Source organism: Bacillus sp. MBGLi79 (genome assembly GCF_002953915.1).
On the sequence record NZ_CP026521.1, the window covers coordinates 829,353 to 853,344 of the forward strand.

The window sequence follows — 23,992 nt, forward strand, 5'->3', positions numbered from 1 at the left end:
ATGAGTAATTCTCATTATGCGAATCATGGAGCTGAAATTGCGGTAATCGGCATGGCAGGCCGATTTCCGGGAGCAAAAAACGTGCAGGAGTTTTGGAGCAATTTAAAAAATGCGAAAGAAACGATTTCTTTTTTCACTGATGAGGAGCTGAGAGAAGAGGGCGTTAATGAAGAGCTGCTGAATGATCCGCGATTTGTCAAAGCAAAAGGAATTGTGGAGGATGTAGATCTGTTTGATGCCGGCTTCTTTGATTATACGCCGAAGGAAGCTGCCATGATGGATCCGCAGTTCCGTATCTTTCATGAATGCGTGTGGACTGCCTTGGAAGATGCCGGCTACGATCCTTTCACTTACAAAGGGCAGATCGGCCTTTATACCGGAGCGGGCCTCAATGCAGAATGGGTGCTGAGGGCTCTTCAGGGAGCAAAGACCGGAGAAGACTCAAAGACGCTGGAAACAGCGGTTTTGAATATGAGAGATTACATGGCAACACTTATTTCTTATAAGCTTAACCTGAAAGGGCCGAGCATGATGGTGCAGACCGCTTGCTCAACCTCGATGGTCTCTATTCACCTTGCTGCTCAGGCTTTGTTAAATGGGGACTGCCATATGGCGGTTGCAGGCGGAGTCTCTATCCGCCTCCCGCAGAAGTCCGGGTATCTCTACCAAGAAGGTATGATCCATTCTCCGGACGGACATTGCCGCGTCTTTGATGATGAGGCGGCAGGCACAGTATTTGGAGACGGAGCGGGAGCGGTCATTTTGAAAACGCTAGAAGATGCTGAAGCAGACGGAGACCATATTTATGCTGTCATTAAAGGTACTGCAATCAATAATGACGGCAGCAGAAAGGTTGGATATACAGCGCCGAGCACCAAAGGCCAGGTAACCGCGATCAAAACAGCCCTGCACATGGCCGAGGTGGAGCCTGAAACCATTACCTATGTCGAGGCTCACGGCACAGGGACGACACTCGGTGATCCGATAGAAATTGAAGCATTAAAACAAGCTTACCAAACAGACCGTCGCGGCTACTGCAGAATTGGTTCTGTCAAATCCAACATCGGTCATTTAAATGATGCGTCTGGTGTAGCTGGATTTATGAAAGCAGTTCTAAGCTTAAAGCATAAAGTGATTCCGCCGACTCTGAATTTCGAAAAGCCAAACGCCAAAATCGATTTTGAACAATCGCCATTTGTCGTCAATACGGAACTCACCCCTTGGGAAGAAAGTGAATGCCCGCGCAGAGCGGGCGTTAGCTCATTTGGCATTGGGGGAACAAATGCCCATGTCATATTAGAGGAAGCGCCGGCGCAGCACAAGGCAGCGGAAAGACATGACGCTGAACTCTTATTGCTGTCAGCCAAAACACCGGCCGCTTTAAACAGCATGACAGAACGGCTGTCAAACTATTTTGTGCAAAATCCGCAGACCGATTTTGCAGCCGCGGCATATACCCTCAAAGCAGGGCGCCATTCATTTCCATATAAAAAAGCGATTGTGGCAGCGGATGTGCCTGAGTTTCTTCAGGCTATTCATGAAAATGACTATGAATCTGTTAAAACCGGCAGTTCTCAATCTGCAAGCCGGCCCGTTGTCTTTCTTTTTCCGGGACAGGGGGCGCAGTATGTTGATATGGCAAAAGGGCTTTACGATACTGTACCGATTTTCAAGGAGGAGCTCGACGCCTGTTTTGACATATTAAAAAATCATATGGACATAGATCCGCGCACGGTGGTTTTCTCTGACAATCAAAAGCATGACGCGAATCTGATTAACCAAACTGAATATACACAGCCCCTTTTGTTCTGTATCGAATATGCACTTGCAAAAATGCTGATCCACTGGGGAATTAAGCCGAAAGCAATGGCGGGACACAGCATCGGTGAGTATACGGCTGCAGCCATTTCAGGTGTGCTCTCATTGGAAGATGCTCTTGACATCGTCAGCTATCGAGGGGCAGCTCTCCAAAATCTGCCGTCCGGTTCTATGCTTAGCGTTTCCTTAAGCGAAGCAGACATTAAACCGTATATAGACGGAACCATTTCAATCGCTGCAGTGAATGCATCGGATTCATGTGTTGTATCGGGAGAATCAAGTGCGATTGATGCATTGGAAAGGAAGCTGAACGCCGAAGGACACAGCTGCAGAAAGCTTCATACATCACATGCCTTCCATTCGTATATGATGGAACCGGTTTTAGAAAGCATGAAACATAAGCTCTCAGCCTATCAATTTAAAAAACAAAAGATCCCGTTTGTCTCAAATGTAACCGGAGACTGGATCACTGACGAGGAAGCTAAAGACCCGGCATATTGGACTGATCATTTGCGGGGAACCGTCAGATTTATGAACTGCGCAAAACGCTTAAAAGAAGAACTGGATCCAATTTTTATAGAGGTCGGCCCTGGAAATGCGCTGCGTTCGTTTGTCAGCAAATTGTATCAGGCAGAGGGCAAGCAGCATATTGCAATCCAGCTGATGAGGCATCCAAAGGAGACGGCTTCTGATTACCGTTATTTGCTGAGCAGGCTGGGTGATATGTGGCTCCACGGGGTGCCGGTCGATTGGACAGCCTTTTATGACCAGGACCAATGCCAGCTTATTCCGCTTCCAACATATCCTTTTGAAAGAGAAAGATACTGGATTGGCCGGACAAATGAACAGCAGGGAACACCGGCGGCAGAAGATTTTCAGCTTTTAGTGCCTGAGCAAGCAAATGACGGGCAGACAGCTGATGCAGAAGCAGATATTCAATTTAATGAGACAGAGACGGTCTTGGCTGCTATGTGGAAAGACATTCTCGGAGTCAAACATGTCACATTAGATACCCATTTCTTTGAAACAGGCGGGCATTCATTAAACGCCACTGGTCTGATTTCCCGCATTCATAAGGAATTTGGAGCGGAGCTGACGTTAAGCGACGTATTCCAGCACCCGACAATCCGTGCGCTTGCCGCGCTTATTGATCGCTCTGACCGACAACAATATACATCCATCCAGCCTTCAGAGAAAAAAGACGTATACAGGCTGTCAGCTGCACAGCGGAGAACGTATTTGATTCATCAAAGAATCGGGCAAGTCACCACATATAACATGCCGATGGCTCTTTTATGCTACGGGAAAATTGATGCCGTCCGCTTCGAGGATACATTCAAAAAGCTGATTGAAAGGCATGAAACACTGCGTACAACGTTTGAAATTAAGGATGGAGAACCTGTGCAGCGAATCCATCAAAACTTTGAATTTTCGATTGAACAAACCGAAGCGAAAATGGATGAGCTTGATGACGAAATCAGTTCATTTATACGGCCGTTTGATCTTAAGGTTTCTCCATTAATTCGGGTGAAATTCGTCAAAATCGAGGAAGAAAAACATGCGTTGCTTGTTGATATGCATAATATTGTGGCGGACGGCGCCTCAATGAATATTTTTATAAAAGAATTTACCCAATTATATAGAGGGGAACAGCTCCCAGAAAACATCATTCAGTATAAAGATTATGCGGAGTGGCAGCAGACATTTTTTAATAGTGATATGTTTAAACGCCAAAAAGAGTATTGGCTGAAGCAGCTTGAGGGTGAAGTGCCTGTGCTGAATATGCCTCTTGATTACGAACGAAAAGAACAAAGCTTTTTAGGCAGGGCGATCAAGTTTACAATCCCGCCGCGCGTTTTAGAAAAGCTTGAGAAAATCGGAGAGGCGCAGCAGCTGACAAACAATGTCATGCTGTTTCAGCTCTATGCCATGCTTTTGTCCAGTTATACAAAACAGCAGGAGCTGATGATTGGGTCATTGGTGGCAGGACGGCGTCATGCAGATATTGAGAATACGATTGGTATGTTTACAAACTTTTTGCCGATCAAAATTCATTTGAATCCTGAAGAGTCGTTTGTCGGCAACCTTCAGCACACAAAACAAACTCTGCTTGAAGCTTATGACCATCAGGATTATCCATACGATCAAATGGCAGAAGCGCTGCAGCCGGTGATCAAGCCGAACCGCAACCCTTTCTTTGATACCATGCTGATCTATCATAATGAGTATGACCCGAATATAAAAATAGAGGCTGGCGGATTAACATTTGAAACATACGAATTCGCAAAAGGCATTTCAAAGCTTGATATGAAAATGGACGTCGTGAAGGAAGTGACAGGAGAGCTTAAATGTGTGCTTCAATACAACCGGTCGCTTTTCACTCATGAATCCATGCAGGCATTTGTTTCTCATTTTATCTCTCTTGCTGAAAAAGCTGCAGAAGAGCCTGAAAAATGCATTAAGGACATTCCTGTGCTGAGCCAAAAAGAGCAGGAAGAGGCCGAGCGGAAAAGGGAGAGAGAGTCAAATCGAGTCATCTCGTGCCCATTAACCATTTGTTCCAATTTTACAGCTGATCCGATTGTGCCTTACCTAAAATGGTGGGGCGAACAGTTTGATATCAATTTAGATATAAAGCTGTCTCCTTACGGCCAGGTGTTTCAAGAATTGCTTAATGAAGAAAGCTTGCTGTCAAGGCAAAAAAACGGTGCCAACCTGCTGTTGATTCGCCTTGAGGATATGGCGGGGGATGCGGGTCTTTCTTTGGAAGAAAGAATAGCTCACGTTCAATATAATTCAGATGAACTGCTCGCCATCATGAAACAGAAGAAAAAGGAAGTGCCTTATTTCATTGGATTGCTGCCGCTGGAAAATGTGAAAGAGCAGGAGCTCCGGGACATTCTTGTGCAATGCCAGCAGAATTGGATCGCGCAGCTTGCTAAAGAAACGGATGTACATTTGATTGATCTTCGCCAGCTGCATCAAACATACCAGCTTGATGCCATATTTGACCCGCACAGTGAAAGAGCGGCAAGAATACCGTTTACTGAAGAATTTTACGCGGCGATGGGAACGCGGGTGGCGCGTGAGTTGACGGCATGGCTCAAACCGCCATTTAAAGCGGCCGCCATCGATTGTGACGGCACTTTGTGGAGCGGTACCGTGTCTGAAGCTGGGACGGAAGGAGTCATTATTACTCCTGCCCATCGAGCGCTGCAGCAATTTTTAAAGAAAAAACAAGAAGAGGGTCTGCTCCTTGTGCTTTCAAGCAGGAATAATGAAGAAGACGTCTGGAATGTGTTTGAACGTCATCCAGATATGATTTTAAAGAAAGAGGACTTTGTCCTGTCACGCATTAATTGGGATGAGAAAGCCAGAAATATGAAAGAAATGGCCGACGAGCTGAACATTTCAGTGGACCGGTTCATATTCTTAGATGATGATCCGGCTCAATGCCTTGAAATGAACGAACGCCTGCCAGAGGTTCTGACCTTGCTTCTGCCGTCTGATACAGATTCTATTCCAATGTTTTTAGAACATGTCTGGGCATTTGACAGGTTCAGGGTGACAGAAGCTGATCAAAAGCGCACGGAACGATACTTGGCAGCACAAGAAAGAAAAATAGATTTGAATACGTCCCGTTCTCTTGAAGAGTTTCTTTCCGGTTTACACCTGCGTATAGCCTTGACTGAGATGACAGAAGAGCATTTGCCGCGAGTTGCTCAAATGAGCGCGAGAATTAATCAGTTCAATATGAATCCGTCAGTCTATCGTGAGGAGCAGCTTGCCCAGCGGCTCAATACGGACGGCCATATCGGCTGGGTCGTTGAAGCGGCGGACAGATTCAGTGATGAAGGCATCGTCGGTGCAATCATGGGAATCCAAAAAGAAGATTCATTAAAGATAGATACTTTTCTGCTCAGCTGCCGCGCACTAGGCAAAGGAATTGAACATAAGGTGCTATCCGGCCTTGCTTCATATGCAAGGGATAAACAGCTTGCGACGTTGTCGTTGAAGTATAAAAAATCAGGGAAAAACCGGGCTTTTTCTGAGTTTTTGGCTGAGCATCGTTTTATGGAAGAGGCTGACCCGTTAAATACGGTTTATCACATATCCGTCAATGAGGTAGAGGATCAAAGCGGCCATATCGAATGGGTGTCCTCGTTAGAGCCAGCGCCTCGCAAAAAGGCGAAAGCGATTGCCGATGGCGTATTGCAATCCGCTTTAATGGAAAACACAAACGCTCATTGGGAAGTGCTGCATGCTGAGAAATCCTTGCATTCTCCATATTTAATGGCCTTAGATACCAATCAGCCGGAGCATTTGCGTGCTCTGTTAGTAAAGGAACATTTAGGAGCCGAAACAGAAGATAGCGGACCGGAGACAGAACAGCAAAAAATCCTCTCGGATATCTGGAAGCAAATTCTCCACTTGGATTTTGTAGGAATTGACAACGATTTCTTTGATTTGGGAGGAAATTCGCTGCTCGCTGTCAAAATGGAAGTAGAGATGGAAAAGAAAGGCTGGTATGTTGATGATTTGAATCTTGCGAAAAAACACACGATAAGGGAATTATCTAAATATATGAAGAGGGAGAATCAGCATGCATAAAGACATTAAAGCAATATTTGATGAAGAAAAGGTTTTGGCAGAAGCTGCCGTTATATATGGATTTAGTAGAGATCAAGTGCAGTTTTTAGCGGATGCGGAAAACTATGTGTATGAGTTTGCTAAAGACAATGAATCCTATATTTTAAAGATTACCCACACGATTCGCCGGTCGCCGGATTATATTATGGGAGAGATGGAATGGCTCCATCATCTTGCTGAAGGCGGTCTTTCAGTGGCCAAACCAATCCCGTCGTTAAATGGTAAGGATGTTGAGGAAGTGCCGGACGGAAAGGGCGGAGCATTTTTATTGAGAGTGTATGAAAAGGCGCCGGGCCATAAAGTAGACGAATCTGATTGGAACGAAACTCTATTTTTCGAGCTTGGCAGATACACAGGGAAGATGCACAGCCTGACAAAAAGCTATAAACTGAGCAATCCTACATTTAAGAGACAGGAGTGGGATGAAGAAGAGCAGTTGAAGCTCAGAAAATATGTTCCTGAAGATCAGACAAAGGTTTTTCAGCAGGCAGACGATTTAATGAATGAGTTGCGCCAGCTGCCAAAAAACCGTGACAGCTACGGCCTTGTTCACGCAGATCTTCATCATGGTAATTTTAACTGGGATCATGGGAAGATCACTACATTTGATTTTGATGATATCGGATACAACTGGTTTGTGAATGATATCAGCATTCTTCTCTACAATGTACTATGGTATCCGGTTGTTCCTTATGAAAATAAAGCAGCCTTTACAGAAGAATTCATGACGCATTTTATGAAAGGGTACAGGGAGGAAAATGAAATTGACGCCGAATGGCTCAAGAAAATTCCAGATTTCCTTCGCCTGCGCCATATGCTGATTTATGGATTGCTTCATCAAATGTTTGATCTGGATCAAATAGGAGAAGAAGAAAAAGAAATGCTGAAAGGATTCAGAAACGATATCGAAAATCAAACGCCGATAACCGACTTTGACTTTTCGAAGTTAGCTTAAGAAAATTGCGCCGGTCCCTTTTGGGGCGGCGCTCCTTAATCAAAAAACGCCGGCAGTGAGCCGGCGTTTTTTATTTTTGTTCAAAAATAGCAAAAATGTTTTTTGCCTGCTGCGTATTGTCGATAAGCCCCTTCCATTTTTCCTTTCCCGGACCGTAAGCATAAACCGGTACGTCTTCCCCGGTGTGGGCTAATGTCGTCCAGCCGGAAAAAGACCGTTTATCAAAAATCAATTGAATGCTTTTTTGGATCTCAGCTGTATTCGATTGTGAGGCTGCATTTTTAACCTGATTTATCTCGTTTTCCGTCAGCTTCATATCAACATAAGTGCTGAGCACCTTTTCGGCATCTTGGCCTTCAGCGATCTTTTCTGCCATATAGCCCGGCGTTTTTTTAGCGGCGATGATTGGGGAAGGGTCCCATTTATAGCCGGTCTCGCGCGTCATTCCCTCTGCGCCGTAAGAGAACCCGCCTGTAGAGTGATCAGCTGTAATAATAACCAGCGTTTCTTGATCTTTTTTCGCAAAATCCAGAGCAGCTTGAACGCCTTTCTCGAAATCTTCCATTTCGCTCAAAGCGCCCACCACGTCATTTTCATGGGCTGCATTGTCAATATTGCTTCCTTCCAGAAGCATAAAAAAACCGTTTTCGTTCTTCTGTAACTGGGTGAGTGCCGCTTCCGTCATGTCTTTTAGAGAGGGTGTGCTGTTCTCTCTGTCAATCGCTTTATCTAATTCAACTTCTCCAAACAGTCCGAGCAGTTTTTCGTGCTGATTTTTTTTTAGGTCTTGCTTCGTGGTCACATAATGATAGCCGTCTTTTCGGAACTCTTCAGCAAGATTTCGGTCATTGCGAATGAAATATTTCGCTCCGCCTCCAAGTAAAACATCAACCTTATGAGATCCATTAATACGTTCATCATAGTATTGGTCAGCAATTTCAGTGTAGTTTTTCCGTGAGACGTTATGTACGCCGAAAGCAGCGGGAGTGGCATCGGTTAAGTCCGAAGTCACGACGATGCCGACGGATTTCTTTTTCTCTTTTGCAGCTTCTGTTACGCTTTTGAGCCGCTGATGATTGTTGTCTACAGCAATGGCGTCATTATATGTTTTCGTTCCGGTTGCCATGGCAGTTGCAGCCGCCGAGGAATCAGTGATATTGTCTCTGGGATCGTTAGGTTGCGTCATCTGCATGCCTGTTAAATAAGAGTCCCATGCTGTTTGGACGGGAGTGTTCAGCTTTTCGCTTTTTAATGTCCTATAGCTGTTAATCATCGGCATACCCATTCCGTCTCCGATGATTAGGATAATATTTTTAGGACTCTTGCTGCTCTTGGATGATTGAGAATGGGGAGGGGATATGAATTCTGTTATGGCAAAAATACTTAAGAAAGCAGTCAAAATGAGGGTGACAGTTACTGTAAATCGTGATTTGGTAATGAGGAACATCTCCTTTTATTATATTTATTTACTAATATGTATTTTATTTGAAAATAATAGAGACTTCAATGTTTTTTTCGATGACAGCAAAAAGCCAATGGGATTCCGCCCCATTGGCTTTTATAATGTATCACACTTCACGCCGACTACGCCTTCAATGGCTTTAATGTCATAGTAGACATCGGTCGTGTATCTGTTTTTATGGACGCGGACCTTCACTTCCATAATTGGAAAATCCTTTTCGCCCAGGTCGTCGATCCGGACGGAGTGTGTTTTGATATCTTTTCTTTTCATTTCTTTTAAAATCTCTGTCATTTTGTCTTTATCAGAAAGTGACATTCTGATGCGGATGTCTTTTTCCTGCAGGCGGTCGGGACCAATTTTTCTGACCACCCATGGGAGAAATTCCACGCTAATCAGGATGAACAGAAGACTGGCAAACGCTTCTTTATAAAATCCGGCTCCCGTTGCCAGCCCGAGTCCCGCTGCACCCCAGATCATGGCCGATGTCGTCAGGCCGGAAATGACATCATTGCTTTTTCGCAGGATGACACCGGCTCCGATAAATCCGACGCCGGAGATGATTTGTGCCGGCAGGCGCAGTGGATCCATCATGATGCGGTAGTATTTAGGGAAATGATATGCCGCATTAATACTGACGATCGTCAGCATGCATGAGCTAACGGCGATGACGATACAGGTTTTTAATCCGAGCGGCTTATTTTTTAATTCGCGTTCAAGCCCGATGACCATGCCAATCAATGTGGCAATGCCCAATTTTAATAAAATATCAGGATCAATATACCAGCTCAACAGCAAACTTCCCCCTTTTCTAAGGTGTTTTTAAATAAATATGATTTTCTCACAGTATTTATAGCAAAACAAGAGCACAAAAGCCACCAAGCTGCGCTTGATGGCTTATTGTTTACTTTTTGCGTTTTAACAGCTTTTCCATGACACCGAATAATCGGTAAGAGGCTTTTGCAGGACGTTTTGTGATCAAGCTTCCAATAATACCTGCAATCATACTCAAGAAAAATCCTGGAATCATTTCATAGATGCCTGTAGAGTCAGCTAAACCAGTTGTAATCCAAATTAATACTGTTGCAGCCCCAACAACCATGGCTGAAAGGGCGCCCCATTCAGTCATCCGTTTCCAATACAGGCTCAGCAGAATGGCAGGCCCAAAAGCAGAACCGAATCCGGCCCATGCATAACCAACCAAATCAAGAATCGTGCTGCTCGGATTCAAGGACATCAGAATCGCAATGACTGCGATAATCAATACTGACAGCCGGCCGGCCAAGACCAATTCTTTATCTGATGCTTCACGTCTGAAAAATGTCCGGTATAAGTCTTCTGTCATTGCGCTCGCTGTTACCAAGAGCTGAGAAGAGATCGAACTCATAATGGCTGCTAAAATAGCAGACAGCAAAAATCCAGTAATCAATGGATGGAACAATATTTTAGAAAAAATAATGAAAATCGTTTCAGGATCACTTACAGCAACTCCGAATTTATGGGCGTAAGCCACACCGACTAAACCCGTTACGGTTGAACCAAGAATGGAGATAATCATCCAGCTCATACCGATTCTGCGCGCAGGTTTTAAATCCTTGATATGCTTAATCGCCATAAAACGGACGATGATATGAGGCTGACCATAGTAGCCTAAGCCCCAAGCCAAATAAGAAATAATGCTAATGACGCTCGCGCCTTTAAAAATATCCAATAGCTTTGGGTTTACAGCTGTAATCTCATGTAAAGCAGGAGAAACGCCGCCCAGCTGGGTAAAAGCAACGATCGGCACAAGCACTAGCGCTGCAAACATGATCGCCCCCTGTACAAAGTCAGTCAGACTGACAGCAAGGAAACCGCCAAACAGTGTATATAACACGACAACGCCTGCAGTCAGCAGGAGTCCAAGTGTATAATCGGCTCCAAAAGCAGATTCAAATAATCTTCCGCCTGATACCATACCTGAAGAAGTATACAGTGTGAAAAAGATCATAATGATTAAAGCTGATACAATTTTCAGCACTGACGAAGAATGCTGGAATCGTTTATCAAAGAAATCGGGAATCGTAATCGCGTCATCCGCCGCTTCCGTATACGCTCTAAGACGTGGAGCCAAAAGAAGATAGTTCGAATACGCGCCGATTGTCAAACCGAGTGCTAGCCATAGTGTCGACAAGCCTGTCGCAAACATTGCCCCTGGAATTCCCATCAGCATCCATCCACTCATATCCGCCGCGCCGGCAGACAAAGCTGTGACAAACGGTCCGAGGCCTCTTCCTCCAAGCATGTAATCGTTGATATCAGTTGTTTTCTTAAACGAGTACCAGCCGATTAACAGCATGGCAGTAAAGTAAATTCCTAAAGATATAATAATTTCAATACTCACGATTTACCCTCTCTTCATTTCTAATAATGTTGCATCACCTCTCAAATTGATGGTGCCAGTTAAGCAGCCTGGCGTAAGTGCGAAACAAAAGAAATTCTTTTGGGGGTGCACTTGGTAACTTAACCTAACAAAGTATTCCCGGCCATTCAAGCAATGAAACCTTGCTCATGAGCGGGAAATACCGCCGCAAACCTAGAAGGGAATAAAGAATAAAACGCTTTCAAAAAATAATAAAAGTAAAAATATTCAGAAAAATATTTCGTTTCTCCTTCGTCTCATTTTAGTATAAAATATATAGGGTATTGTTTCGAAAACACAGGCCTGTCTTAAGGCGTTTTGTTGCTTTAAAGGGCTTGTTTTTGATATGATCAGTATTATATGACTTAACGGAGAAATATGTGGAGGTGGATCATATGTCACGAATTTCAATAGAAGAAGTAAAGCACGTTGCGCACCTTGCACGACTTGCGATTACTGAAGAAGAAGCAAAGATGTTCACTGAACAGCTCGACAGCATCATTTCCTTTGCCGAGGAGCTGAATGAGGTCAACACAGACAATGTGGAGCCTACAACTCACGTGCTGAAAATGAAAAATGTCATGAGAGAAGATGAAGCGGGTAAAGGTCTTCCGGTTGAGGATGTCATGAAAAATGCGCCTGACCATAAAGACGGCTATATTCGTGTGCCATCAATTCTGGACTAAAGGAGGGACACAAGAATGTCATTATTTGATCATAAAATCACAGAATTAAAACAGCTCATACATAAAAAAGAGATTAAGATTTCTGATCTGGTTGACGAATCTTATAAACGCATCCAAGCGGTTGATGATAAGGTACAAGCCTTCTTGGCATTAGATGAAGAAAGAGCACGCGCATACGCGAAGGAGCTTGATGAGGCGGTTGACGGCCGTTCTGAGCATGGTCTTCTATTCGGTATGCCGATCGGCGTAAAAGATAATATCGTAACAAAAGGGCTGCGCACAACATGCTCCAGCAAAATTCTTGAAAACTTCGATCCGATCTACGACGCTACTGTCGTTCAGCGCCTTCAAGACGCTGAAGCAGTCACAATCGGCAAACTGAACATGGACGAATTCGCCATGGGATCATCTACCGAAAACTCAGCTTACAAGCTGACGAAAAACCCTTGGAACTTAGAAACAGTTCCCGGCGGTTCAAGCGGCGGTTCAGCGGCTGCGGTTGCTGCGGGAGAAGTTCCGTTTTCTCTTGGATCTGACACAGGCGGCTCCATCCGTCAGCCGGCATCTTTCTGCGGCGTTGTCGGATTAAAGCCTACATACGGACGTGTATCTCGTTACGGACTGGTCGCATTTGCGTCTTCATTAGACCAAATTGGTCCGATTACCCGTACGGTTGAGGATAACGCATTTTTACTTCAAGCGATTTCCGGTGTAGACAAAATGGACTCCACGAGTGCCAATGTGGACGTGCCTGATTTTCTTTCTTCATTAACTGGCGACATCAAAGGACTGAAAATCGCCGTTCCGAAAGAATACCTTGGTGATGGTGTTGGCAAAGAAGCGAGAGAATCTGTCCTGGCAGCGCTAAAAGTCCTTGAAGGCCTCGGCGCTACATGGGAAGAAGTGTCTCTTCCGCACAGTAAATACGCGCTTGCGACATATTACCTGCTGTCATCTTCTGAAGCATCAGCGAACCTTGCACGCTTTGACGGCATCCGCTACGGCTACCGCACAGACAATGCGGATAACCTGATCGACCTTTACAAGCAAACGCGCGCTGAAGGTTTCGGAAATGAAGTCAAACGCCGCATCATGCTTGGAACGTTTGCTTTAAGCTCAGGCTACTACGATGCGTACTACAAAAAAGCGCAAAAAGTGCGTACGTTGATTAAGAAAGATTTCGAAGACGTATTTGAGAAATATGATGTCATTGTCGGACCGACTACGCCGACACCTGCGTTTAAAATCGGTGAAAACACGAAAGATCCGCTCACAATGTACGCAAACGATATCTTAACGATTCCGGTCAACCTTGCCGGCGTACCGGGAATCAGTGTGCCATGCGGATTAGCAGACGGACTTCCGCTCGGCCTGCAAATCATCGGAAAACACTTTGATGAAAGCACTGTATACCGTGTTGCTCATGCATTTGAACAAGCGACAGACCATCATAAAGCAAAACCTGAATTGTAAGGGGTGAAAAGAATTGAACTTTGAAACGGTAATCGGACTTGAAGTCCACGTTGAGTTAAAAACAAAATCAAAAATTTTCTCAAGCTCTCCAACGCCATTCGGCGCGGAGGCGAATACGCAGACAAGCGTCATTGACCTCGGATACCCGGGTGTCCTGCCTGTCCTGAACAAAGAAGCCGTTGAATTCGCAATGAAAGCCGCTATGGCGCTCAACTGTGAGATCGCAACGGATACGAAGTTCGACCGCAAAAACTATTTCTATCCTGACAACCCGAAAGCGTATCAGATTTCTCAATTTGATAAGCCGATCGGCGAAAACGGCTGGATCGAAATTGAAGTCGGCGGAAAAACAAAACGCATCGGCATCACACGTCTTCACCTTGAAGAGGATGCCGGAAAACTGACGCATACAGGCGACGGCTATTCTCTTGTTGACTTTAACCGCCAGGGAACGCCGCTTGTTGAGATCGTATCTGAGCCGGATATCCGCACGCCGGAAGAAGCGTACGCGTATCTTGAAAAGCTGAAATCCATCATCCAATATACAGGCGTTTCCGACTGTAAAATGGAAGAAGGCTCACTTCGCTGTGATGCCAATATCTCTCTTCGTCCGATCGGCCAAGAGGAATTCGGCACAAAAACAGAATTGAAAAACTTGAACTCCTTTGCGTTTGTTCAAAAAGGCCTTGAGCATGAAGAAAAACGCCAAGAGCAGGTTCTTCTTTCCGGCGGCGTCATCCAGCAGGAAACGCGCCGTTATGATGAAGCAACGAAGAAAACCATTCTCATGCGTGTCAAAGAGGGATCTGACGACTATCGTTACTTCCCGGAGCCAGACCTTGTCGAGCTCTACATTGATGATGAATGGAAGGAGCGCGTAAAAGCAAGTATTCCTGAGCTTCCGGATGAGCGCCGCAAGCGTTATATCGAAGAGCTTGGCTTGCCTGCATATGACGCGATGGTTCTGACGCTGACAAAAGAAATGGCTGATTTCTTCGAAGAAACCGTTCAAAAAGGCGCTGAAGCCAAACAAGCGTCTAACTGGCTGATGGGTGAAGTGTCAGCTTACCTAAACGCTGAGCAAAAAGAGCTTGCCGACGTTGCCCTGACACCTGAAGGCCTTGCCGGCATGATCAAATTGATTGAAAAAGGCACCATTTCTTCTAAGATCGCGAAGAAAGTGTTTAAAGAATTGATTGAAAAAGGCGGCGACGCTGAGAAGATTGTGAAAGAGAAAGGCCTTGTTCAGATTTCTGACGAAGGCGTGCTTCTGAAGCTTGTAACAGAAGCGCTTGACAATAATCCTCAATCAATCGAAGACTTTAAAAACGGAAAAGACCGTGCGATCGGCTTCCTGGTCGGACAGATTATGAAAGCGTCCAAAGGACAAGCCAACCCGCCGATGGTCAACAAAATTCTGCTTGAAGAAATTAAAAAACGCTAATAAAAAAGCAGCCCTTAGAGGCTGCTTTTTATGGTTAAATGGAGATAAAGACAGAGATCAGAGCCCGAAGCTTTTCAACTTCTTTGTTATTGGTTCCGGTCAAATTGGACAGCATGCCTTTTATAATCGGCTTGCGCGGTTTATCCTGAGCCAGTTCTTCCTCGATCACATCGAGTGACACTGTGATATCCTCGGGCAGCGTGCTGTTTTCTTTCACTTTCTGAATGTCCTCAAGCAGCTGGTCCTTCCCCGCAGGCATCGGATTGAAAATTTCTTTTGGCACGATCGGATTGAGGTTTGAACGGCCCAGCCCCTGTACTAGATCATCCAGTCTCTCGATGATAAAGGCTGAGATTTCCTCTGCACCGATATTAAGCTCACTGTTAAATACCATCACATTCATATAGGAATGCACGATGCCTCTTGCCATGATAGACAGATCCGCGACGTACCGCTCGATTCCTTCGCCATAGGATACCAGCAAGGCGTTCCGGTACAGCTTATCCGTCTCCATGGTTACTTTGTAAAAGTATTGCTTGATTTCTTGATTTTCCGGAATGATATTTTCGGTAAGTAAAAGAACAATAAAATCTTTATGATCGCGAAAATCTTCAAATTGAGCGCCAATTTGCTTTTTTAACACTTCCTTAGGCGGCTTTCCGGCGAGATCCTCTTCTATATCTTTCATTTTGGTCATAGACATACCGATGTAATATTCACAGGCAGATAACAGCAGCGCTTCTTTCGATTTGAAGTGCAAATAAAAAGCGCCCTTTGAAATGCCGCATTCACTGGCGATTTCCTGGATCGTCGTAGCTGCGAATCCTTTTTTCGCAAATAAACGAATGCTGGTTTTTATGATTTTCTCTTTTTTTTCATTCATGACGTGCTTCCCCTTAATCCTTGAAAAATTTAGTAAAATTTTCTGGTATATGAGTTGACGTTGTTGCGTTATAACGTTTAGTATTATATAGAATGACCAGTCAGTCAATAAAAAATGTAATGGAGGATATGATGAATCACGTTATTAATTTCGTTCTGAAAAACAAATTCGCCGTATGGCTGATGACGATTATTGTAACGGCAGCCGGCTTGTATGCGGGTATGAATATGAAGCAAGAGTCTATTCCTGACGTGAACATGCCTTACTTGACGATCAGCACGACATATCCGGGTGCGACACCAAGCCAAGTGGCTGATGAAGTGACCAAACCGGTTGAACAAGCCGTTCAGAACTTGGACGGTGTCAGCGTTGTGACGTCGACGTCCTATGAAAACGCATCGTCGGTCATGATTGAATATGATTATGAGAAAGACATGGACAAAGCAAAAACAGAAGCGGCTGAAGCGTTAGAAAACGTCAGTCTGCCTGATGACGCGAAGGATCCGGAGATTTCACGCTACAGCTTGAACTCATTCCCGATTCTGACGCTGAGCGTGTCCAGTGATAAAGATAACCTGCAAGAGCTGACGAAAAAAGTGGAGGACAGCCTCGTTTCTAAGCTTGAAGGCATAGAAGGCGTTGCGTCCGTCCAAGTATCAGGCCAGCAGGTGGAAGAGGTTGAATTCTCTTTCAAAGAAGACAAACTGAAAGAATACGGCCTTGATGAAGATACTGTGAAGAAAGTGATTCAAGGTTCAGATGTGACAACTCCGCTTGGCTTGTACACATTCGGAAATGAAGAAAAATCTGTCGTCGTCAGCGGCGATATTGAAACAATTAAAGATTTGAAGAATATGAGAATTCCTACGGCATCTGCTTCAAGTGCAGGCAGCAGCGCAGCATCTCAAGCGGCGGCGCAAAGTGCACAAGCAGCTCAGAGCGCGCAAGCTGCAGCACAGGCACAGCGAAGCGCAAGCACAGCAGTGCCGACGGTCAAGCTTTCTGACATTGCTACAATTAAAGATGTGAAAAAAGCTGAATCCGTTTCACGCACAAATGGCAAAGACAGCATCGGCATCAACATCGTTAAAGCAAACGATGCGAATACGGTAGAGGTTGCCGACAATGTCAAAGCTGAGCTGAAGAAGTTCAAAGAAGACCATAAAGGCTTCAACTACAGCGCAACTCTCGACATGGCGGAGCCGATCACACAGTCAGTTGACACGATGTTAAGCAAAGCCATCTTCGGTGCTATTTTTGCGATTGTGATTATTCTCTTATTCTTAAGAGATATCAAATCTACATTAATTTCGGTAGTTTCAATTCCATTATCATTGCTGATCGCACTCCTTGTGCTGCAGCAGCTTGATATCACACTGAATATTATGACGCTCGGCGCAATGACCGTCGCCATCGGACGTGTCGTCGATGACTCCATCGTTGTGATCGAGAACATTTACCGCCGCATGAGACTCAAAGATGAGCCGCTCCGCGGAAAAGCCTTGGTTCGTGAAGCGACGAAGGAAATGTTTAAGCCGATCATGTCATCAACGATTGTGACAATCGCGGTATTCCTGCCGCTCGCACTTGTAGGCGGACAAATCGGTGAATTGTTTATTCCATTTGCCCTAACAATTGTTTTTGCGCTTGCCGCATCCCTGGTGATTTCGATCACGCTTGTGCCGATGCTCGCACACAGCCTGTTCAAAAAATCATTAACCGGTGCGCCGATGAAAGCGAAAGAACACAAACCAGGCAGACTTGCAAATATCTATAAAAAAGTATTGAACTGGGCGCTGAGCCATAAATGGATCACGTCTATCATCGCTGTTCTAATGCTCCTTGGAAGCTTGTTCCTCGTACCGTTAATCGGTGCCAGCTACCTGCCGTCCGAGGAAGAAAAAACGATGCAGCTCACATACAGCCCAGAACCGGGTGAAACGAAAAAAGAAGCCGAAAAAGAAGCTGAAAAAGCGGAAAAAATCCTGCTTGAGCGCAAGCATGTCGATACGGTTCAGTATTCATTAGGCTCTGGCAGCCCGCTTGCCGGTGGAGATTCTAACGGTGCGTTATTCTATATCAAATATGAAAGCGACACGCCTGACTTTGATAAAGAAAAAGACAACGTGCTGAAGGCCATCCAAAAGCAATCTGACCGCGGAGAATGGAAGTCACAGGACTTCAGCTCTTCAGGCAATAACAATGAATTAACATACTATGTGTATGGCGATTCTGAAAACGACATTAAAGACACAGTCAAAGACATTGAAAAAATCATGAAAGATGAAAAGGATCTGAAAAACGTAAATTCAGGCCTTTCCAGCACATATGATGAGTACACATTTGTCGCTGACCAAGAAAAATTAAGCAAGCTCGGGTTAACCGCGTCTCAAATTTCTCAAGCCTTAATGTCACAAACATCACAAGAACCGCTCACAACTGTGAAAAAAGACGGCAAAGAGCTTGATGTGAACATTAAGACAGAAAAAGACGAGTATAAGAGTGTGAAAGATTTAGAGAATAAAAAGATCACTTCCGCGACTGGCCAGGAAGTCAAAATCGGCGATGTGGCAAAAGTGAAAGAAGGATCAACATCAGATACCGTGTCAAAACGTGACGGAAAAGTCTATGCGGATGTCACAGGTGAGGTTACATCTGACAACGTCACAGCCGTATCAGCTGCTGTACAGAAGAAAATCGATAAGCTAGACCATCCTGATAACGTATCGATTGACACAGGCGGTGTATCAGCGGATATCGCTGATTCCTTCACGAAGCTCGGTTTAGCGATGCTGGCAGCAATAGCGATCGTTTACCTTGTGCTCGTGATTACCTTCGGCGGAGCATTAGCGCCATTTGCGATCCTGTTCTCATTGCCGTTCACAATCATCGGTGCCCTGGTCGGACTTTACGTATCAGGTGAAACGATCAGCCTGAACGCAATGATCGGTATGCTCATGCTGATCGGTATCGTTGTCACGAATGCGATTGTCTTAATTGACCGCGTGATTCATAAGGAAGCGGAAGGCTTGTCTACGAGAGAAGCGCTCCTGGAAGCCGGCTCTACACGACTCCGTCCGATCCTGATGACAGCCATTGCGACAATCGGCGCCTTGATTCCATTAGCACTCGGCTTCGAAGGCGGAAGCCAAGTCATTTCAAAAGGACTCGGCGTCACGGTTATCGGCGGTTTAATCAGTTCAACGCTTCTGACGCTCTTGATTGTGCCAATCGTATATGAAGTATTGGCGAAGTTCCGCAAGAAAAAACCGGGAACGGAAGAAGAGTAAAAAAACACAAAGCCCCAGCTCTGCTGGGGCTTTTGTGCGTTTTCACCTGTAAGATTATGTACATTTTGTTGCGATTTTTTTAACTCATAGTATAATTAAAGGTTGTTAGTGTAAAAATGGATCGGATACTCTTAAGTAGGATGATGAGATAATGAAACGTGCACGCATAATATACAATCCGACTTCAGGACGGGAGATCTTTAAAAAGCATCTTGCCCAGGTCCTGCAAAAATTTGAACAAGCCGGCTATGAAACCTCCACCCATGCCACGACATGCGCAGGAGACGCTACACACGCTGCCAAGGAAGCGGCATTGCGTGAGTTTGACCTGATCATTGCGGCAGGCGGAGACGGAACGATCAACGAGGTCGTCAACGGGCTTGCGCCTTTAGACAACCGTCCGACACTCGGTGTGATTCCAGTCGGCACAACAAACGACTTCGCCAGAGCGCTCGGGATTCCGCGCGAGGATATTTTAAAAGCGGCAGATACGGTCATTAACGGCGTCGCCCGCCCGATTGATATCGGACAGGTCAACGGCCAGTATTTTATCAATATCGCCGGAGGAGGCCGTCTGACGGAGCTGACGTACGACGTGCCAAGCAAACTGAAAACGATGCTCGGCCAGCTTGCTTATTATTTAAAGGGAATGGAAATGCTGCCTTCACTTCGTCCGACAGAAGTCGAGATTGAATATGACGGCAAGCTGTTTCAAGGTGAAATCATGCTGTTTTTGGTCACGCTGACAAACTCCGTCGGCGGGTTCGAAAAGCTCGCGCCGGATTCCAGCCTGAATGACGGCATGTTTGATTTGATGATACTAAAGAAAGCAAACCTTGCTGAATTTATCAGGGTCGCCACGATGGCGCTTCGCGGCGAACACATCAACGACCAGCACATTATTTATACAAAAGCGAACCGCGTGAAAGTCAATGTATCAGAAAAGATGCAGCTGAACCTGGACGGCGAGTACGGCGGCATGCTGCCGGGTGAATTCGTGAATCTGTACCGACACATTCACGTCGTCATGCCGAAGGAGAAAGCGGAACAGCTGGATGACTAAAACTTGGCTTTGTAAGCCAAGCTCAGAATGTTGACAAAATCCTAAAACAGTTTTCGTTTTAGGATTTTGTCATCTTTTCAGCTCAGCGTGATTGAAAACCTTTGAAGTCTAGGAAGGACGAGCATTGGAGCGGAGCGAATGTTGAATTCGTGAGCACCGAAGCACAGGACTGACAACGAATGCGAAGGTTTGCCTACACGCTGAAACTTGGCTTGAAAAGGCCAAGTTTTTCTTTCGCTTAAAACAAGAGGTGAACATACATGAAAATGAAACCCCCAGTAGAAAAAAACGAATACTACGACGTGACATTTGAGGATTTGACCCACGAAGGAGCGGGCGTCGCAAAGGTTCAAGGATTCCCGATCTTTGTGCCGAATGCCCTGCCCGAGGAAAAAGCGCAAATCAAAGTGACACGTGTCAAAAAAGGTTTTGCTTTCGGACGCTTGATTGAGCTGAAGGAAGAAAGCCCGCACAGAACGGACGCTCCATGCCCGATCTACAAGCAATGCGGCGGCTGCCAGCTTCAGCACATGACCTACGAAGGCCAGCTCTTGTTTAAACAGAAACAAGTCAAAGACGTCTTAGAACGCATCGGCAAGCTGGACCTTTCCAACGTGACCGTGCACCCGACACTCGGCATGGAAGACCCGTGGAACTACAGAAACAAAGCGCAGGTGCCGGTAGGAGAACGGGAAGGCGGACTCGTCGCCGGATTCTATCAACAAAGAAGCCATGACATCATCGACATGAGCGCCTGCCTGATCCAGCAATCCAAAAACGACGAAGCCGTCCAAGCCGTCAAAGACATTTGCGCAAACTACGGTGTCAAAGCCTACAACGAAGAACGCCACAAAGGCTGGCTCCGCCATATCATGGTCAGATACGGCGTGGTTACCGGCGAAATGATGATCGTCTTCATCACAAGAACAAACGATTTCCCGCACAAAGCGAAGATCATCGAAGACATTACAGCGCAATTCCCGCACGTCAAATCCATCGTGCAAAACATCAACCCGAACAAAACAAACGTCATTTTTGGGAACGAAACAAACGTTATCTGGGGCGAAGAATACATCTACGACCTCATCGGAGACGTCAAATTCGCCATCTCCGCCAGATCGTTCTACCAGGTCAACCCGGAGCAAACCAAAGTGCTCTACGACAAAGCGCTGGAGTACGCAGAGCTTCAAGGGGAAGAAACCGTCATTGACGCTTACTGCGGCATCGGAACGATTTCTCTCTTCCTGGCAAAGCAAGCGAAAAAAGTGTACGGCGTTGAAATTGTGCCGGAAGCAATTGAGGATGCGAAACGAAACGCTGAATTAAACGGCATCACAAACGCAGAGTTCGCGGTCGGAGAAGCGGAAACCGTGATTCCAAAGTGGTATGAAGAAGGCATCACGGCCGATACACTAGTCGTCGACCCGCCAAGAAAAGGCTGCGACGAAGCCCTCCTGCGGACGATTATAGAGATGAAGCCGAAGCGGGTGGTGTATGTGTCCTGTAATCCTGGCACGCTTGCGAGGGATTTGCGGGTGCTTGAGGATGGCGGGTATGCGACGCGCGAAGTGCAGCCTGTGGATATGTTTCCGCATACGAACCATGTGGAGTGTGTGGCTGTGCTTGAACTTAGAGAAGGCAACTAACCCTTGGGGGTTGTTGCCTTTTTTGATTGTTCTAAATGGAAAGGCTAAACTTCATGTTTTTTCTTGAATGATTTTATAGTTAGATCACTAATTTCAGCTATGTGCTGCTCAAGTGAGGTCATCGTTTTGTGGATTTCAAGCAGAAGTTGATCAGCATCTTGAACATCGTTAAGATCGATGCGTTTACTCTTAGTTTATCCATATCGTTGACAAGTCATTTAGATTGTCTTGTTGTTCTTCGAATTCTTCAACAGAAAGTATATTTGTTTGACCGTTGTATTTATTTTTCCTAAGAGGTTTACAATCTCTCTTAATTGGTTAAACCTTATTTCCGCCTATCTTGTTTTTTAAGGCTTTTGTTTGGTCTGCATATGAGTGTTTTAAAATCAATATTCTATCACCTTGTCACCTATTTCCTCAGAAAAACAGACGCAGCCAAAAGCTGCGTCTTGTCCTTAACCAAGCGTTCCGTTTTCTGCAATCGTCATTTCCTTGTCAAAGATGGCTTTGTCTGCTAGGGAGTTCGTTGAATCGTTTGCAGCTTTGCTTGTCATGTTTCTGGATGCCACATTTACTTCATTTCCTAAGGAAGAACTGATAAAGCTTACACCGATCAAAGCAACTACAGCGCACAACGTCAGTTTAAATTTCATACAAACAATCCCCTCTCTGAATTTGTTTGCGGGCATGAACCATCTTTTTGAAACAGATAACAGAATCATCCATCTGCCCAATTTCAGTATAAAACTTTGCGGCTAATAATGCCAACTCTTCCATATAAGGATATCCTTGGGATGTCTCTAATTTGTTGAAAACATTTAATAAAATGGATGCTTCTCCTTTTTGGATAAACAGCGCCTGTAATCCTTCAAACATAATTTTAAATAGCCCATCGTCGAATTTACATGCGAAGCGTACGCCTTTTCTGAAACAATCCATTGCCTGTTCTTGTTTATGTTGAAGAAAATAAATTAAGGCTAAATCGTGGTAAGCTTGTGTCACGTTGTTGAAATTTGATTTTTTGAATTGGAGTATCGATTGCTCCATGTATTTTGCTGCTTTCGTCAATTCGCCCATTTTAAGATAACAATTTCCGATATTGAATAAAGCTTGGCCGTAAATCCGCTTGTTTTTGCTTTCAAGCAGCCGTGCGCCTTTTAGCGCCTGTTCGAGGTGAGGGAGCGCCTTTTCATGACTTTCTAGGTCATCGTAGTTTCCTGCGATCACAAAATGGCATTGTATGCGGCGGACTGAGTAAAGGTCGTGTGTTTTATAGATGTTATACGCCTGAGAAGAATAGTGCATTGAGACATGGGTTTGTTTCATATGGTAAAACACTTCTGCCATTTTAAAATAAAATTCCGCTCGCTCAATTTCATCTGAAATATAGGGAATTGTGTTTTCCGCTTTTTGATAGAATGTAATGGCACTTAAGAAATTGCCCTCTTTGAATTCATACATCCCTTGAAAAAAGTAATAGTAGTATTCAACGAGTTTCTCCATCTTCCTGTTGCTGCCTTCAATTCTCTTTAAATATTCTGATAACTCCATTTGGTTTCCTTCAAATGGAATCACATAGTCAATCATAAGCTGATGGCGAAATGCAATGAGCTGATAGTAAATCAAGAGGTCTTGGTCTTCTTCCATGACGTCAATGTCCCGCTCGATCTCAGCTTTAAGCATTTCAGCGTCAGTCACATTAAACTTTTGAATATGCCGGTTCCACTCATTAATTTTCATCCCAACGTGCGGAGACGAAATCGTGCCCAAACTTCTCACCCTTCCTCTTCTCACTAATTATGTAAATTTTATCAATATTGAAATTTAATAGAAAGGGGTTGAGAGACCGCAAAAAAAATTTTCGGTGCAGTCCGCAAAAGGGAGTTTGGGTGTTTTGCGTTACATTTGGTTTTGTGGAGGTTAGCCAATCTCAATTTTTGAATTTTGGATTGCGTTTATTACGACTGAGCAGTTTCGTCATACTCTTTTAGCAGTTTTTCTGTCTTATGCATTTCTTTGAGCATAGGATTCATGTAGTCGTTAGCTGATTCAAGATATGCTCTTGTCAAAGTATCTAGTTTATTTTTAACTTTAGAGAGGTCTTCTTCGAATTGTTCCTTTGTTGAATGTTGGATAAATTCTTTTGCCTCTTCATATCTTTTTAATATATTTTTCACCATTGGAGTTGTTCTTGATTTTTCTGAGTATTTTGTTTTATTGGTGT

At 44.8% G+C, this 23,992-nt stretch carries 14 protein-coding genes and 1 pseudogene; 8 read left to right on the forward strand and 7 right to left on the reverse strand.

From position 1 onward, the window contains the following. Together C1T29_RS04210 and C1T29_RS04215 are read left to right on the forward strand one after the other, a co-directional pair. Nucleotides 1-6,429, forward strand: a complete 6,429-nt coding sequence (locus C1T29_RS04210; protein WP_103750051.1) for a type I polyketide synthase — start codon at nucleotides 1-3, stop codon at nucleotides 6,427-6,429. After that, a complete protein-coding gene (locus C1T29_RS04215) occupies nucleotides 6,422-7,423 on the forward strand; it encodes a phosphotransferase enzyme family protein (protein WP_103750050.1) in 1,002 nt (333 codons plus the stop codon). Before C1T29_RS04210 ends, C1T29_RS04215 begins: the two co-directional genes overlap by 8 nt. Nucleotides 7,424-7,493: 70 nt before the next feature. Here C1T29_RS04215 and C1T29_RS04220 read toward each other — a convergent pair whose 3' ends face one another. The 3 genes from C1T29_RS04220 to putP form a co-directional block, all read right to left on the reverse strand. Beyond that, on the reverse strand, nucleotides 7,494-8,870 hold the full coding sequence (locus tag C1T29_RS04220) for an alkaline phosphatase (RefSeq protein WP_103750049.1): 1,377 nt from the start codon (nucleotides 8,868-8,870) through the stop codon (nucleotides 7,494-7,496). A gap of 111 nt (nucleotides 8,871-8,981) precedes the next feature. Then, complete coding sequence (locus C1T29_RS04225; protein WP_082033062.1) at nucleotides 8,982-9,680, reverse strand: MgtC/SapB family protein; 699 nt, start codon at nucleotides 9,678-9,680, stop codon at nucleotides 8,982-8,984. 106 nt (nucleotides 9,681-9,786) lie between these two features. After that, nucleotides 9,787-11,265, reverse strand: a complete 1,479-nt coding sequence (gene putP, locus C1T29_RS04230) for a sodium/proline symporter PutP (RefSeq protein WP_014663094.1) — start codon at nucleotides 11,263-11,265, stop codon at nucleotides 9,787-9,789. 413 nt (nucleotides 11,266-11,678) lie between these two features. On the opposite strand from putP, the gene gatC reads away from it, so the two are divergent. From gatC to gatB, 3 genes are read left to right on the forward strand one after another with little or no spacing between them, the layout of a single operon-like run. Continuing rightward, complete coding sequence (gene gatC / locus C1T29_RS04235) at nucleotides 11,679-11,969, forward strand: Asp-tRNA(Asn)/Glu-tRNA(Gln) amidotransferase subunit GatC (protein WP_003219442.1); 291 nt, start codon at nucleotides 11,679-11,681, stop codon at nucleotides 11,967-11,969. 15 nt (nucleotides 11,970-11,984) lie between these two features. Continuing rightward, a complete protein-coding gene (gene gatA, locus C1T29_RS04240) occupies nucleotides 11,985-13,442 on the forward strand; it encodes an Asp-tRNA(Asn)/Glu-tRNA(Gln) amidotransferase subunit GatA (protein WP_095432141.1) in 1,458 nt (485 codons plus the stop codon). A 13-nt stretch (nucleotides 13,443-13,455) separates the two neighbouring features. Beyond that, entirely contained in the window at nucleotides 13,456-14,886 is a 1,431-nt protein-coding gene (gene gatB, locus C1T29_RS04245; RefSeq protein WP_003219444.1) for an Asp-tRNA(Asn)/Glu-tRNA(Gln) amidotransferase subunit GatB, read from the forward strand. A 15-nt stretch (nucleotides 14,887-14,901) separates the two neighbouring features. Here gatB and C1T29_RS04250 read toward each other — a convergent pair. Further along, a pseudogene (locus C1T29_RS04250) lies at nucleotides 14,902-15,769 on the reverse strand (TetR/AcrR family transcriptional regulator); the annotation flags it as partial. 131 nt (nucleotides 15,770-15,900) lie between these two features. On the opposite strand from C1T29_RS04250, the gene srfP reads away from it, so the two are divergent. The 3 genes from srfP (at nucleotide 15,901) to rlmD (ending at nucleotide 21,768) form a co-directional block, all read left to right on the forward strand. Then, entirely contained in the window at nucleotides 15,901-19,059 is a 3,159-nt protein-coding gene (srfP, locus tag C1T29_RS04255) for a surfactin resistance protein SrfP (protein ID WP_142393717.1), read from the forward strand. A gap of 151 nt (nucleotides 19,060-19,210) precedes the next feature. Next, on the forward strand, nucleotides 19,211-20,122 hold the full coding sequence (locus tag C1T29_RS04260; RefSeq protein ID WP_003233894.1) for a diacylglycerol kinase: 912 nt from the start codon (nucleotides 19,211-19,213) through the stop codon (nucleotides 20,120-20,122). 260 nt (nucleotides 20,123-20,382) lie between these two features. Further along, complete coding sequence (rlmD, locus tag C1T29_RS04265; RefSeq protein WP_103750046.1) at nucleotides 20,383-21,768, forward strand: 23S rRNA (uracil(1939)-C(5))-methyltransferase RlmD; 1,386 nt, start codon at nucleotides 20,383-20,385, stop codon at nucleotides 21,766-21,768. Between the two features lie 455 nt (nucleotides 21,769-22,223). Here rlmD and C1T29_RS04270 read toward each other — a convergent pair whose 3' ends face one another. The 3 genes from C1T29_RS04270 to C1T29_RS04280 all read right to left on the reverse strand — a co-directional run. Beyond that, nucleotides 22,224-22,421: a hypothetical protein gene (locus C1T29_RS04270; protein WP_071582158.1), complete on the reverse strand. Its 198-nt coding sequence runs from the start codon at nucleotides 22,419-22,421 to the stop codon at nucleotides 22,224-22,226. After that, the gene (locus C1T29_RS04275) at nucleotides 22,411-23,538 is read right to left on the reverse strand and encodes a Rap family tetratricopeptide repeat protein (RefSeq protein WP_103750045.1); all 1,128 of its coding nucleotides are present in this window, start codon (nucleotides 23,536-23,538) and stop codon (nucleotides 22,411-22,413) included. Before C1T29_RS04275 ends, C1T29_RS04270 begins: the two co-directional genes overlap by 11 nt. Before the next feature lie 188 nt (nucleotides 23,539-23,726). After that, nucleotides 23,727-23,992 (reverse strand): hypothetical protein (locus tag C1T29_RS04280; RefSeq protein WP_208945619.1); only part of this gene is annotated, 266 nt, incomplete at its 5' end.

Bases quoted from the DNA above. Each gene is read 5' to 3' on its own strand.
- C1T29_RS04260 (WP_003233894.1), top strand. From the start codon at position 19,211: ATGAAACGTGCACGCATAATATACAATCCGACTTCAGGACGGGAGATC.
- rlmD (WP_103750046.1), top strand. From the start codon at position 20,383: ATGAAAATGAAACCCCCAGTAGAAAAAAACGAATACTACGACGTGACA.
- C1T29_RS04220 (WP_103750049.1), bottom strand. From the start codon at position 8,870: ATGTTCCTCATTACCAAATCACGATTTACAGTAACTGTCACCCTCATT.
- srfP (WP_142393717.1), top strand. From the start codon at position 15,901: ATGAATCACGTTATTAATTTCGTTCTGAAAAACAAATTCGCCGTATGG.
- C1T29_RS04270 (WP_071582158.1), bottom strand. From the start codon at position 22,421: ATGAAATTTAAACTGACGTTGTGCGCTGTAGTTGCTTTGATCGGTGTA.
- C1T29_RS04215 (WP_103750050.1), top strand. From the start codon at position 6,422: ATGCATAAAGACATTAAAGCAATATTTGATGAAGAAAAGGTTTTGGCA.
- C1T29_RS04210 (WP_103750051.1), top strand. From the start codon at position 1: ATGAGTAATTCTCATTATGCGAATCATGGAGCTGAAATTGCGGTAATC.
- gatA (WP_095432141.1), top strand. From the start codon at position 11,985: ATGTCATTATTTGATCATAAAATCACAGAATTAAAACAGCTCATACAT.
- gatC (WP_003219442.1), top strand. From the start codon at position 11,679: ATGTCACGAATTTCAATAGAAGAAGTAAAGCACGTTGCGCACCTTGCA.